Source organism: Rhodospirillales bacterium (genome assembly GCA_016712595.1).
Lineage (GTDB): Bacteria > Pseudomonadota > Alphaproteobacteria > Rhodospirillales > Defluviicoccaceae > Defluviicoccus.
The window spans coordinates 1-13,243 of the sequence record JADJQT010000008.1 but is presented as its reverse complement, the minus strand read 5'-3'; the positions used below and the strand labels follow the sequence as shown (position 1 = coordinate 13,243).

Genomic DNA, 13,243 nt, shown 5'->3' with positions numbered 1-13,243 from the left:
ATTTAGGCTTCACTCGCGGAGAGCCGTCTCCAGCCGCTGGCGGGCCTGCTGACCGAGCCGGCCGATGCCGAGCGCCCGCGCCAGGGCGGTGACGTCGGTGCCGAGTTCGAGCGCTGAGGCGATCGCTCGCAGTTCCTCGGCGCAGATATGATTGACATCACGCGTCTCGTCGTCCCGGTCCGCATACCGGGCCGGTGCCAGTCGGTCTTTGACGGTGCGCTTGCGCCAGAAGAACAGCCCCACGTCCTCGCGGGTATGGCCGCGTCGCTTCTTGGCCACCCGCGACACGACCTCCCGGATTTGGCGACCGGCCCGCTGAAGCCCGTGATGACGCGCGATGCGGTGGACCAGGATGTCTTCGTGCACGGGGCCTTCGGTGTCGATAACGTGATCGATCATGGCGCTCAGGCGGGATTCGTAGTCCTCCGCATAAAAGCGTGCCGCCTCAGGACGGAATGTTCGTTTGTCGAGACGCGCCTTGGCGTATCGATGTTGATCTTCGGGTTCCCCGCTCTTGTTGAACGCGAACAAGTCGTTGCCGGGCGGGAGAGGACGTTCGGGGGGCGCACGCCGTGCGGCAGCGCCGGGCCCGGAGGCGACGAGAGCTCCGTCCGGCAGCTCGAGCGGGGTCGGAGTCGGAAAGTCTTTGTTCGCAGCCGTGGCTGCCGTCGTCGATCCGTCTCCTCCGAGCGCATCCTCGTTCACCAGCTCGGCTTCCGTTGCGTGCGGAACGGTCGGAGAGGCAGCAGTCGCTACCTCGACCTCCTGCCGGCGGCGGCGCTCGCTTTCCAGATGGTCGCGCAGTTGCCGGTCGAGCGTGTCTACGGCGCCGGCACTGTCGATCCACCAATCGGTCGACCACACTCGGAACAGCGTCCAGCCCAGTCCTTCCAGCACGAGCTGCCGAATTCGGTCGCGTTCGCGTGCGACGGCGGCACTGTGGTACATGGCGCCATCGCATTCTACCCCTGCGAGATAGACGCCAGGGGCATCCGGGTGGACGACGCCGAGGTCGATCCGATACGCCGACACACCGACCTGCGGGTGTACGTTCCAGCCCCTGTCGCACAGGGCGCGTGCGACCGCCGCCTCGAAGGGGGATTCGCAATCTTCCCGAGGGCCGTGGACCCTTTCAGCGATCGCCGCTGGCCCTCGCTCGGCGTACTCGAGGAAATGCTTGAGATCTTTGACCGCCTCCGAATTGGTACGAGAGAGATCGATACTGTCGGGGTGCAGCGTGGAGAAGACGATCATCTCCTCCCTCGCCCGTGTCATGGCCACGTTGAGGCGGCGTTCACCGCCGTCGCGGTTGAGCGGCCCGAAATTCATCGTCACATGGCCGGATTGATCGGGGCCATAAGTCACGCTGAACAAAATCACGTCGCGTTCGTCGCCTTGGACCGTCTCCAGGTTCTTCACGAAGACCGGCTCCTGCCGAGTCTCGGCGAAGGCCCACTCGATCCTCGGGTTGTTTGCACGTTCCTTATCCAGCAGATCCTCGATCAAGGATTGCTGCTCGACGTTGAACGTGACCACGCCGATCGATCGCGTGCGCTCGCCTTCGTCATCAGATGTAAGGCGGCGGACAACTTCAGCGACGACCGCGCGCGCCTCGCCTTCGTTGCGCCGCGCCTTGCCGCGGGCGTAGAACCCCCCTGGCCGCACGAGCCGAACACCACGATCCGGATGGACGGGTGCGGGGAACGTGATCAGCCTGTTTTCGTAGTAGCGGCTATTGGAAAAGGCGATCAAGCTCTCTCGCCGCGACCGGTAATGCAGATTTAAGGTGTGCTCGGGAATACCAGCGCTGCGCAATTCATCCAGGATACTGTCCAGATCGCCTTCGTAATCCACTTCGCCGCCCGGATCGTCGTCGGATCGGTTGAAGAAGTTGGTTGGCGGCATCTGCTTGGGATCACCCGCGACGATGACCTGCCGACCGCGCGCGATCGAGCCTACCGCATCCCATACGGCGATCTGTGAAGCTTCGTCGAATATGACCACATCGAACAACGGCTGATCCGCCGGTAGGTACTGCGCTACCGACAGCGGCGACATCATTACGCAAGGTGCCAGCGTCATCACACTTTTAGCTGCCTCCTGCATCAGCAGGCGCACTGGCATATGTCTTTTCTTCTTTTCTATTTCGTGCCGGAGAATACCCCAGTGCGGGCCATCCCCACCTTCGTTCAGTGGCGGTACATCACCACTCAACCGAGCGGCGACGTAGTCGGCCGTGATCTTCTGAAACGCCGAATCGACTTGGCGGAAATTTTGGATTGCTTCCGCCTGCTCGGCGCTGGAGAACGTCCTCAAGACGTCGTCGTTGTCTATTACGCGGGCTGACCACCAAGCGCAGTAAGCGGCCTCGAACGTCGCCGGGATTTCCTCGGGACGCACCAGCCCGCGCTCGATCGCCGACACCAACGGCGCCAAGTTCAGGTCCATGGCTTCCGACCGCCGCCTGCGCCAAGCACACCACCTGTTCAGCTCGGTCCGTCGGGCGACGATGGCGTCGGCCGATCTCCGAACGAGCTCTAGGGCGTGATCTCCCTCGGCGAGCTCTTTGCCGACATCGCAGGCTGCGAGGGCTTCGAACGCCGAGGTGGCGGCCCGAAACCGATTCCACTTCTGAAAATAGTCGGCAATCGCCCGCCCGACCGGGCCGTCGGGAGCCAGAAGATCGTTGCCGTCGTGGAGGAGGTTCCTGACCTTCGCTCGCGCCTCGGCGATTGCCGGAGGATCATCCACCAGGCGAACGACCGCCGTACGCGCACGATCCCCCAGATCGCGCAACGCCTGCACCGCCTCTGGGTTCGTCGACTGCTTCCTCCAGGCATGAAACGAGGAGAGCAGCGCATCGAGCCGGTCGATCGCTTCCCCCTCCTCACGCAACCGCGCCAGCACGGGGCCGTCGGTTGCCGGGTCGGGTTTACCCTGGGCACCACCGGCTCGCATCGTTTTCAGCACGGCCCGCTTGGCGAAGAAGCTCTTCGGCCACCAAGCCGCTTGCGCCTGGGCCCAACGTCGCCCGACGTCTCCGCCGTCGAGAGAACGCCAAGCCATCGGATCGTAGCTGCAGCTCAGTCGGGCCTGCGATTCCGCATAGACCTTCAGATGCCCGACCACCGCCTCCAGGGCCGCCAGCCGCTCACGACCGTCGGGCTCCAGGGCGAAAGCCGTCTGCTGGCCGTAGGAATCGACGAGCATTCGGCCGAAATCCGCGAAGGCGTCGAGCCGCGTCAGAGTCTGGTCAGCTAAGCCGACACCGGTCGCCTTGCAAGCCACGTCGACGGCCTGCTCGACGGCTCTGGCGGCATCGGCGAGAGCGAGCGCGGCGTCGATCAGAGCCGTCTCCCACCGGGAACTCCAGTCGGGGGCCGAAACCATTTGTAGGGGGTTGGCGCCGAAGGTTCCTACGGCCTTGGCCTGTACGGCCAGCAATTCGACCGCTTCGCGCAGGCCCGTCAGTTGCCGCTCGTCGTGCTGCTCGGCATCGGGCCAGGACAGTTCGACCCTCGACAGGGATCCTTGGTCACGGACTTTGACGCCTATGGCGTAGTGCGCCGTGAGCCCGTTGCGCTGCCGGCGATGAAGGTGATCGACGAACCGATTGAGCTTGTCGCGTAAGACGCGCAGTCGCTCAGCCTCTTGTTCCCAATCGGGAGCCACTCTTGCTCTGCCAGCCGCCCACGATTCTCGAAGCTGACTCAATACATCACTCTTTTTTGCTTTGTTGGAGTGTAACTGCAGGCAATACCGGCCGAGCCCGATCTCGCTCAGCCGGCGATAAACCACCTCCAGCGCAGCCGTCTTCTCGGAAACGAAGAGAACCGTCTTACCCTTGCCCATCAGGTGGCAGATCATGTTTGCGATCGTCTGGCTCTTGCCCGTTCCCGGCGGACCGATGAGGATAAAATCCTTTCCTTTGTCCGCGGTCGCGATCGCCGCCAATTGCGAGGCATCGGTCGGCAGGGGCGCGAGCAGGTCGGACGGCTTGAAGTCGCGATCCAGAGTATCCTTGTCAATGAATTCGACGTCGGTCTTGTAGCGGTGCCGCGGGGTCTCTAGCAGGTGGCGAACGACCTTGTTGTCCCGAAGCACATCGGTGCGGTCGACCAGATCCTTCCACATTAGAAACTTAGCGAACGAGAAATGCCCGAGCACGACGTCCTCGACCATCTCGAAACCGGGGGCGTCCTTCACCGCGCGGCCCACCTTTTCCCAAATACCGCGCACGTCCACACCGCTCTCGTCCTGCGGCAGGGCGCCGTTCAGCCCCCTGATGTCGATCTCGAAATCCTTCCGCAGCATCTCCAGCAACGTTGGATTGAAGCGCGGCTCATCGTCGTGAGCCAGTATCTGGACCCCGCTGCGCACGGACTGGCGCTGCAAGGTGACGGGTAGGAGAATCAGGGGCGCACGGAATCGGCGCTCGTCCTTTAGGTCCCGTTTCCAGCATAGAAAGCCGAGCGCGAGAAAAAGCGTGTTGGTGCCTCCCTCCTGCAAGGCTGTCTGCGCTTTCCGGTAGATCTCCACGGCACGCTTCGACAACTCGTCCGGCGACAGGTCGACTAGCACCTGGCCCTTACGGAGTGCTTCGCGGGCATATTCCTCGATGATCACCTCGCCAGTGCGTTGCTTGTGGGTCTCGGCGTCACGGGTTGAGCCGGAAAGTCGGGACGTCGACTCGATCGATATTCGGGCACCTGCGGCTAGTTTGTCCTCGAGCAGACCCGGATCGGGGCAGAGGATTCGTAGGCTCGTCTTGTCGGACCTGTGGTTCAGCAATTGGTTGCGGGCCGAGAGGTCGAGCAGCTTGCGTTGCCAACGCTCGAGCCGACCGGCGGGCGTCTCGGGCGGGCCCGCTTCTGGTTCTGCCTCTTGATCGAAATCCGGCAGCGCCGGCGCCGCCTCCATCGGAAGCTCGACGGCCGAGGCCTCGACCGGAAGCTCCTGCCCCGGCTTGTCTCTCCCCTTCAGCGCGAGCGGCGATATACGCAGGGCCCGCGCCCGGCGGATATCCACCGCGACGCCGAACGTGGCGTCGTGTTCGTCGGTGATCGTGTCCATTGCCGCGTTCACCGCCCGAGAGAACGGAGGTGCCGGATGCGCGGTGGCAAAGGTGGTTTCGATCAGCACCAGTTCCTTCAGGCGGCACCGTTTGCGCAGTGTCTCGGCATCTTCGATCACGATCGTCGAGAGCTCTTCCGGCTGCAGCCACACGCCCACGACGGCATGACCGCGTGGGAGGGCTACGACGGGGTTGAGCCCTGCCTGCTCGAAGGCCGAGGCGAAGAGCAATGCCGTGTCGAGGCAAGTGGCGACCTTGCCCTCCTCGACGAGGCACGGAATGCGGATCTTCTGCCCATCCCGCTCGAAGCTCGCCGGCGGAACGGCATACGTGATCCCGAGATTGGCGACGGCGGAGTAGATCGCCGACACCATCTCCCACACACGTTGTCGGCTCCCCGATCGATAGCCGTCGAGCGCGTCCGGTCTGCCCGCCCGACGCAGCAGCGACGAAGCCCCGTGCAGGAGGCGGTCGACGGCCGGGTCGTTGGGCATAGAAAAGGCGGCGAGCAGCTCCGGCATGTAGCCCGCGCCGCCCCATTCGTTGTAGGCGAGGAGTTCGACCCGTCGCGAGTCCTCGGCAATGATCTCACCGTCCTTCTCGACGCGGATCGAAACGTGGCCCATCACCGCTTCGGTAAGACCGAGCAGGAAGCCGCCGTCGAGTTCGACATCGCGATGTTTGACGGCGACCGTCCCTCCCGCCGCGATGCGATCGAGCCGCCAACTCTTCGGCTTGATAAACCCCGGGTTCGAAACGAGGGTCACCACCACGTCGTCTAGCCGGTCTGCCTCGTCTCGATTTTCGATGCGCAGATCGCGCAGCACGGAAAAGGCGCATTGGTGACAGGCGAAATTCAGCTTCGCCGCGATCTCCCACTGAATCGCGATCGCACCTTCCTTTCCGCTCGACATGGGACGCCCCCCGAACGCAATGCTAGCTCGTTTGTACACCTATGGGGGGTGCGGTCAATCCAGCAGGCTTGAGAATAACCCCGACGCGCCGATCGCCTGACAATCGGGAGCGTTAGTAGTTTACGCCATCGGGGTAGGTGTCACGGCTTGCACTCATTGGCCTTTCCGCAACCTACGCACCAAGGCGCGAGTGAGTTATCGGGGCACGGATTCACGGTAGGCCGGCTTTCAGCCGGCGCGATAAGGTCCCAGGAACAGGTCGCCCAGGGCGCGGCGCAGAAGATAGGTGATCCGCCGCTGCGCCAGGTGATGCGGCCGGTCGTGCAGCATGTGGCAGCGCTGGCAGAAGCTGCGCAGGTTGCGCAGCCGATTGTTGCGCGGGTCGTGATCGAGATGCGCGGCGGCGAGAACGACCCGCGTCGTCCGCTGCCGCGTCATCTGCTCGAGGTCCGGCCAGCGGGCGAGCCGACCCTTGCCGTCGCGCCACGTACCCTCGGCCGGATCGAACCAGCGGCCGTCCGGCAGACAGCGGACGATGGTGGCGTGCGGCCGGCCGCAGCCCTGACACCGCCCGCCGGCCCGCTCGAAGCGGACGCGCCGGCTGAGCTCGGGCCAGTGCCGGGGATAGAGACGGCGCAGCTCGCGGCGGATCGGCATCCCCTACTCCGCCGCCCAGCCGGGCCCGGTGTCTCGTGCCCGCATGATCGTCTGCCGGCTGGTGGCGAACTCGCGCGCCAGCGCCGACACGCTCGCTCCCTCCCGCAAGCGCAGCGCGACAGTCTCGCGCTGCGCGGCAGTCAGCGTGGCCGGCCGGCCGAGCTTCCTGCCTTCGGCCCGGGCCCGGCCGAGGCCGGCCTGGGTGCGCTCGACCAGGAGGTCCCGCTCGAACTCGGCGACGGCGTTGATCACGCCCATCGTCAGCTTGCCGGCTGAGCTGGTGAGGTCGACGCCGCCGAGCGCCAGGCAGTGCACCCGCACGCCCATCTCCGCCAGCTTCTTCACCGTGGCGCCGACGTCGATGGCGTTGCGGCCGAGCCGGTCGAGCTTGGTGACCACCAGCACGTCGCGCGCCTCCAGTCGATCGAGCAGCCGGGCGAAGCCGCGACGTTGTGTTGCGGCCACTCCGCCGGAGACGGTCTCGGCGACCACGCGCCGCGGCTCGACCTGGAAGCCGGCGGCGATGATCTCCTGCAGCTGGTTCTCGGTCGTCTGGCCGGTGGTCGACACGCGGAGGTAGGCGAAGGTGCGCGGCATCGACGATTTCCGTACGGAATCGATGTCCGTAATATACACCCTGTTCAGAAACCCGCAAGCCTAATTTCTGCACAGGGCTGCGGATGGTGTCCGAAAACGATCGATTTAGGACGGGCAAGCGAGAACCCGAGATCCTCGTCAGCCAGCGGACGCGCCCTTACCGCCTCTGCCGTTCTTGCGCCATAACCGCGACCACCACTGTGAATAGGCACTACGTTAGGACCCCGCGAAAATGCAGCCTACTCCTTTGATCTAAAACGGGCACTCGGCGCGACGTGGGGGTCCCGATCGGCGCCGATGGGGACCCCAGCGGAGATCGACGTTTATGTGATTTATCAATCCGTTGAGGCAGCATGTCCTAGGGGTCCCACGGCGGAGCCGATTCACAACTTGTGGGTAATTGAAAGCCCCGGCGGATGGTTACGGACCAGGTCGGCAAGATTGCTGATCTCCGCATCGGAGAGTTCGGCGAGTTCGTTCAGCGCGTCGGCCCAGTCCTTGGCATCGGCGAAGTCGTGCAAGCCGACGGCTTTCAACAGGTGCTCGCGGGTCGGCATCACCGAGCCCAGCTCGGCTCGCTCAGGGTGAGCTGCGGGCCGCGGCGCGGTGGCATTGGCGGGGTGGATCACGTCGACGACGCGCGTACCATTCGTGCACGCGAGTCTGGCGAGGGGAACATCGCGGCCGCTGAGGAGCGGCAAGTGAACACGAGCCATCGTCCGGTTCCTTCTCCGCGGCGCGGAGCGGATCGCGTCCGCGCCATTCTGCCGAGGATGCGCTCGTGGTGTGAACGCCGTAGGACGGCCCTGTTAACGCCGCATGACGTGCGGTGCGAACGGCGCTCAGAGTTGACGCGCGACATTCCGGTCGGACAATGCCAATCGCTTGCTTACCGGCCTTGTCGGGCGTGTGCGAGGGCGCCGTCGACCCTGCGACCGTCCTGACCCGGTTGCGGCGACGCCTCGGGGATGGCCGCGCTCAGTCGACATCGAACCCGATTTCCGACTCTGTTTCGTCGTCGTCGTCGGCAGCGGCGGCCGCGGTCGGCGATCCTGTCCCGGTCATCGACGCTCCCGTCACCGGCGGCGGGACCATCGCGGACGGCGGTGCCGCCGCGCCGCTCGGCGAGCGCCCGGCGGCGGTGCGCGCCTGGTTCGACGACCTGTTCGACCAGGCGCTGCCGGTCGCCGACGGCACCCTGGCCACCGCCCAGCGTACCGCCGAGGCCCTCGCCCGCCGCGCCAAGGCCGAGAACACCCGCCGCGCCTACCGCGCCGGGGTGCGCGCCTGGTGCACGTGGTGCGAGGGCCACGGGCTCACGCCCCTGCCCGCCGGCCCGGCCGCGGTCGCGGCGTTCCTCGCCGCCGAACGCTACCCGCTGCCGCCGGCGAAGCCGCTCGCCGCCAACACCCTGCGGCTGCGGCTGGCGGCGATCGGCTACCTGCACTATCTCGCCGGCCTGCCGTCGCCGACCACCACCGCCATCGTCGGCGAAACCATCGCCGGCCTCGAGCGCACCGCCCGCCGCGACGGCGACGGGCCGCGGCCGAAGCTGGCGGCGAAGATCGGCCTGCTGCGCGAGATCCTCGCCCCGATCAAGGACGACCTGCCCGGCCTGCGCGACCGCGCCCTGCTGCTCCTCGGCTTCGCCGGCGCGTTGCGCCGCGCCGAGCTGGCGCGGATCACCATCGCCGACCTCGAAGAGAGCGAGCACGGACTGCGCATCACCCTGCCGGTCTCCAAGGGCGACCGGCGCGCCCGGGGCGTCGTCGTCGGCATCCCCTACGGCACCAGCGCGCTCTGTCCGGTGCGGGCGCTCCGGCGCTGGTGCGCGGCGGCGCAGATCAGCGACGGGCCGCTGTTCCGGCGCATCTGGACGACGCCGCGGCCGCCCACCGCTCCCGCCGGCGGGACGCCGACCTTCGTGGTCGGCGAGGCCGCCATCGATCCCGGCACCGTCGCCCGCATCGTCAAGGCGCGCGGCGCCGCCGCCGGCTTCGATCACCGCATCCTCGGCGGCCACAGCCTCAAGCGCGGGGCCATGAACACCGCCAAGGACCGCCGCGTCCACCCCGCCCAGCTCAAGCAGCTCGGCCGCCACGCCAGCTACGCCACCCTCGCCGCCTACATCGAAGAGGGCGACCTGTTCGAGGACAACGCGCTGAACGGCGTGCTGTGACGCTCCCGCCGGCGGTTCGCGGCGCCCGATGCGTCGTGGAGCCATCGGCAGCCCGGCTGAACCCGGCTCGTCGTGGGCGGTCGGCTCGGTCAGCACGCGCGACGGTCCTGGGGATCGGCCGATCGGCCCTCCCATGATGGGGTGCGACGGGGCGGGCGGCCAAGGCGCAACGTCGGCCGCGAGAAGGCGGAGGAGGCCGCAGCCGCGATCGGGGGGCAGGCGATCTTTCCGGTGCTTAAAGGCGATAAGGGCACGGACTGGAACAACCTGGCGCAGTCACAGGGCAGGGAACGAGCGCACGTCCAGCTGCAGGCCTCGTTCAAGTCGGGGGAGCGGCAACAGCTCGCTCAGGGCTTTATCGAGAAACCAGAAGTGATCCGCGATGTCAGCCGACTTCCTCGGTCGGCGCCGCATCGCCAACAAGAGCGGGCAGGGCTGACTCGATAAGGACATCATTGTCGTGCTCAATGAGAGGGCCGAGCAAAGTGTCCAGCTCGGCCAATCGCTGCAATAAACGATTGCGTTCGGCCACAAGGTCTTCTCGATCTCGAGAGGAGCTCGCCGGCTGAATAGGTCTAAGCTCACGTTTAAAGGCCAGCAGTTCTGAGCGGCGAACATTTGGGCGGAACAGCCGTCTCTGACGAGCGATCTGGACCTCTCGTTCCGATAGAGTTACGACTTGGTAAGCGACCGAATAATTTTGCGGCAGTTCTTCTTCCAAAAATCGCCCGGCATCGACAGCGGCAGCGACTTGGCGCATCTGATATGCGACCTGCTCGGAAAACGGCAATTCCGCTTTGATCATCTGCTGGAATTCGCCGTGCGGAAGCATTGTCTTGGCGCGATTGAGATAGCGGCCGATCATCAATACACGCCGCTGCACATCGCGCCACAGATTGGAGATTTCACGAATGAAATCCTCTTTGATGCGAAGATCCACGTCTGCGACAGTAACAGCGCTGACTCGTTCATCGCCGGCGGCCTGGCGCTGCCGAACGGCATTCTTGGATAGGATTTCTACGGCCATGTCAGAGTCCCATCTCCCTTGCAATGTACAACCATAGCGCATCAATGTCGTCAGCACCGCTGGCGCCACGTATCTCCATGATGCCTGTTCCGGTATCTGCAGAGAGATTGAAGTCTTCAAACAACGGAACTTCAATTGGCAACGTTCGCCCGGATGCCGCAGCGAGCCTGCGCTTGGCTTCAAGGAGGCTTCGAGCGCGTCGGTTGACGCGCGTCAGAACGAATCCAGATGGTCGCTGCAATCCGTTTACAAGCTCCATCCACCGAGATACCGAGTTTGTGTCGTCCCGGCTTACACCCGTCGGAATCAGCACGAAGTCCGCTGCGAGGAGCAAAAGTTTAACGGCGGAGGGATGTTCCTCTACTGCGGTAGGTGTATCGATCATCAGGACGTCATGACCGTCGGCTGCGTCGATTACGCTCTCAGCATCGGCTATATCAGCTGCGAGGCAGCTGATCTGAATAAGCTGATCGGGGCGGCGTGACCACCACTCGCTGAGCGAGCGTTGTTTGTCGAGGTCCGCCATCATAACTCGCACGCCCCTATGTGCCGCTGCTACGGCGAGGTTACGGACAAGCGTCGTTTTTCCAACCCCTCCTTTAGGGCTGCTAACGAGAAGCCGCTTGGCACTTGCTGGCATATCGACGTCCCACAGGAGGCAGAGACGCTCCTTACGATCCTTGAGGCGGGCCACCTAATGAATAAAGCAAAGTCATTACCGGTAATGACTTTGGCGGCTCCGGCAGGCGCGCCCCGAAAGCCAGCTTGAGGTGCGATTCGAAGGCGATCACCGGCGTGTCAGCACGAGAACGCCGCTCACCCACGCGAGACCGACCCCGATAAGATCGGAGCGTTTCGCGAATGGCGAAAGCCGGCCGGATCACCCGAGGAGCATGATCTTTCGGCCAGGTGGGTTGCCGAAGCATATAGTCGACGACCTAGAGGCCGCCACGACGGCTCCACAGGTGCCCATACTTTCTGACGGGTGACAAAGATCGCGGCGGCGGCGCAAATGAGTTCTAAACGCGGATCAGCGCCCAAGAACTCGCGAGCAACCCCCTGGAGCTGCGGATCGATATCCACACTGATGATCCGGCTCGTCGCATCCATACCGTCGAGCAACCGAGCGGTGCCAACACCGGTCTCGGTGCCGATCTCCAGAATGCGGCCACTTGGCTTGCTCGCGGCCAGCATGCGCATGAGCGCCCCTGTTTGCATCTCCGCGGATAGGGCAAACCCGAGCGCACGCGCCTCGGCCAGACTCTGCTCCAATGCAGGAGGCGAACGACTGGAGATCACGTCCAGCCCGTCGGAACACGGCTATGTTTCCTGACAGTGTTGGCCTTTCGCTCCGCTCGTCTTGGCCACCTCTACCAGGCCGCCTTTCACTCCGACGCGGCAATGGAACAGCGCTGCTCTCGCGTGTAGCCGGCCCACCTGGAGCGTCTCCAGGCCATCGGCCACGGTCGATCGCTCGACGCCCGAGACGACGTGTCCTCGAGCGGCAAGCCGATCCTGCGCAGTTCCTCACCGCATTCGCCATCGAGCCGCTCCAGGCTCGTCGTCATCCGCGGACTGTCGAGCCACGGTGAGAGATCGAGCGACGGCTCGTAGCGCCACTGCCCGAGGTCCGCGCGAAACCAGGGTCTCTGTGCGAGGCCGGCACCCTGCTGCGCGCCGCGACGGTAGGCCTGCTCGGCGACACGAGCCATCAGCTTGAGCATGTCCTGCTTGTCGCGTTCGGAAAGCGAGAGAAACCGCCGGTCACGAAATCCCTTCGTCACGTCACTCATACCCAGCCCTCCTGATCCCGACATCCGCTTCGCAACACGCTGCCGTCTCCGTCGCTCGCCGATCCTCCAAGCCTCCGAAGATAGCATATGCCGCCCGCCCGGGACGACGGCGCTCGCCGTGCCACCACGGCGTGGCAGCGGTGGTGTGGCACATCAAAGACCGTCCTCCGTTCGGCAATGCGCCAAGGCTATGATCGGGCGTGCGTGTGCGCGTCGTTCCGGACGCGGACCGCATCGCCGGCGCTGCGGCGCTACGCGCGCCGAGCCGGCAGGCGAGGGGGCTTCCGCTCCGCGCCCGTGGATCGTGCTTTTCGACGAGGGTGGCAGATCAGCCCACGCATCCGGCCAGCCACTCCCGCAGCTTCGACCACCTTCGCCCGGTCTGTTTTCTCTTCACCGCGATCGCCAGGGCCTTCTTCTGGCCGACCACGACGACCAGCCGCTTGCCGCGAGTGACGGCGGTGTACAGCAGGTTCCGCTGCAGCATCGGGTAATGCTGCGTGGTCAGCGGGATGACCACGGCGGGATATTCCGAACCCTGCGACTTGTGGATGGTGGTGGCGTAGGCGAGGGCGATCTCGTCCAGTTCGCCGAAGCCATAGGTCAGGCCCCGGCTCTCGAACTCCAGCACCATCTCAGACGCCTCGGCATCGATGGCGCGGACGACGCCGAGGTCGCCGTTGTAGACCTCCTTGTCGTAGTCGTTCTCGACCTGCATCACCTTGTCGCCGATGCCGTAGGTCGAGCCGAAGCGCTCGACGTGCAATTCGCCCGGCGGATTGAGCGCCTGTTGCAGATCGATGTTCAACGAGCGAGCACCGAGGCCGCCGCGGTTCATCGGGCACAGCACCTGGACGTCGCGGATCGGATCGAGGCCATGGCGGGCCGGGATGCGGTCGCGGACGATCTGCAGGATCTTGGCGACGCCATCTTCGGCATCGACGCACTCGACGAAATGAAAGTCACTGGCCGGATCCTGCACCCACTCCCGCATCAGGCCCT

10 protein-coding genes are annotated in these 13,243 nt (G+C 65.0%); 1 reads left to right on the top strand and 9 read right to left on the bottom strand.

Translation table 11 applies throughout. The annotated features are described in order from the left end of the window. Positions 1-9 precede the first annotated feature (9 nt). The 4 genes from IPK66_18725 to IPK66_18710 form a co-directional block, all read right to left on the bottom strand. Positions 10-5,988 carry a DUF3320 domain-containing protein gene (locus IPK66_18725; GenBank protein ID MBK8177213.1) on the bottom strand — a complete coding sequence of 1,993 codons (5,979 nt, stop codon included), beginning with the start codon at positions 5,986-5,988 and terminating at the stop codon, positions 10-12. Positions 5,989-6,216: 228 nt separating this feature from the next. Beyond that, positions 6,217-6,645, bottom strand: coding sequence for a hypothetical protein (locus IPK66_18720; GenBank protein ID MBK8177212.1), 429 nt, complete (start codon positions 6,643-6,645; stop codon positions 6,217-6,219). A gap of 3 nt (positions 6,646-6,648) precedes the next feature. After that, positions 6,649-7,242, bottom strand: coding sequence for a recombinase family protein (locus IPK66_18715; GenBank protein MBK8177211.1), 594 nt, complete (start codon positions 7,240-7,242; stop codon positions 6,649-6,651). A gap of 383 nt (positions 7,243-7,625) precedes the next feature. Further along, positions 7,626-7,958: a hypothetical protein gene (locus tag IPK66_18710; protein ID MBK8177210.1), complete on the bottom strand. Its 333-nt coding sequence runs from the start codon at positions 7,956-7,958 to the stop codon at positions 7,626-7,628. 113 nt (positions 7,959-8,071) lie between these two features. Between IPK66_18710 and IPK66_18705 the strand changes: the two genes are divergently transcribed. Further along, positions 8,072-9,421 carry a site-specific integrase gene (locus tag IPK66_18705; GenBank protein ID MBK8177209.1) on the top strand — a complete coding sequence of 450 codons (1,350 nt, stop codon included), beginning with the start codon at positions 8,072-8,074 and terminating at the stop codon, positions 9,419-9,421. A gap of 385 nt (positions 9,422-9,806) precedes the next feature. Here the strand turns inward: IPK66_18705 and IPK66_18700 are convergent, their stop codons facing one another. The 5 genes from IPK66_18700 to IPK66_18680 all read right to left on the bottom strand — a co-directional run. After that, the gene (locus IPK66_18700) at positions 9,807-10,448 is read right to left on the bottom strand and encodes a DUF3102 domain-containing protein (GenBank protein MBK8177208.1); all 642 of its coding nucleotides are present in this window, start codon (positions 10,446-10,448) and stop codon (positions 9,807-9,809) included. Position 10,449: 1 nt separating this feature from the next. Next, positions 10,450-11,088 carry a ParA family protein gene (locus tag IPK66_18695; GenBank protein MBK8177207.1) on the bottom strand — a complete coding sequence of 213 codons (639 nt, stop codon included), beginning with the start codon at positions 11,086-11,088 and terminating at the stop codon, positions 10,450-10,452. A 176-nt stretch (positions 11,089-11,264) separates the two neighbouring features. Further along, the gene (locus IPK66_18690; GenBank protein ID MBK8177206.1) at positions 11,265-11,648 is read right to left on the bottom strand and encodes a hypothetical protein; all 384 of its coding nucleotides are present in this window, start codon (positions 11,646-11,648) and stop codon (positions 11,265-11,267) included. A 185-nt stretch (positions 11,649-11,833) separates the two neighbouring features. Further along, positions 11,834-12,241: a hypothetical protein gene (locus IPK66_18685; GenBank protein ID MBK8177205.1), complete on the bottom strand. Its 408-nt coding sequence runs from the start codon at positions 12,239-12,241 to the stop codon at positions 11,834-11,836. A gap of 328 nt (positions 12,242-12,569) precedes the next feature. Next, a partial coding sequence (locus tag IPK66_18680; GenBank protein ID MBK8177204.1) for an ATP-binding domain-containing protein occupies positions 12,570-13,243 on the bottom strand: 674 nt, incomplete at its 5' end.

Bases quoted from the DNA above. Each gene is read 5' to 3' on its own strand.
- IPK66_18725 (MBK8177213.1), bottom strand. From the start codon at position 5,988: ATGTCGAGCGGAAAGGAAGGTGCGATCGCGATTCAGTGGGAGATCGCG.
- IPK66_18720 (MBK8177212.1), bottom strand. From the start codon at position 6,645: ATGCCGATCCGCCGCGAGCTGCGCCGTCTCTATCCCCGGCACTGGCCC.
- IPK66_18715 (MBK8177211.1), bottom strand. From the start codon at position 7,242: ATGCCGCGCACCTTCGCCTACCTCCGCGTGTCGACCACCGGCCAGACG.
- IPK66_18710 (MBK8177210.1), bottom strand. From the start codon at position 7,958: ATGGCTCGTGTTCACTTGCCGCTCCTCAGCGGCCGCGATGTTCCCCTC.
- IPK66_18700 (MBK8177208.1), bottom strand. From the start codon at position 10,448: ATGGCCGTAGAAATCCTATCCAAGAATGCCGTTCGGCAGCGCCAGGCC.
- IPK66_18695 (MBK8177207.1), bottom strand. From the start codon at position 11,088: ATGCCAGCAAGTGCCAAGCGGCTTCTCGTTAGCAGCCCTAAAGGAGGG.
- IPK66_18690 (MBK8177206.1), bottom strand. From the start codon at position 11,648: ATGCGCATGCTGGCCGCGAGCAAGCCAAGTGGCCGCATTCTGGAGATC.
- IPK66_18685 (MBK8177205.1), bottom strand. From the start codon at position 12,241: ATGAGTGACGTGACGAAGGGATTTCGTGACCGGCGGTTTCTCTCGCTT.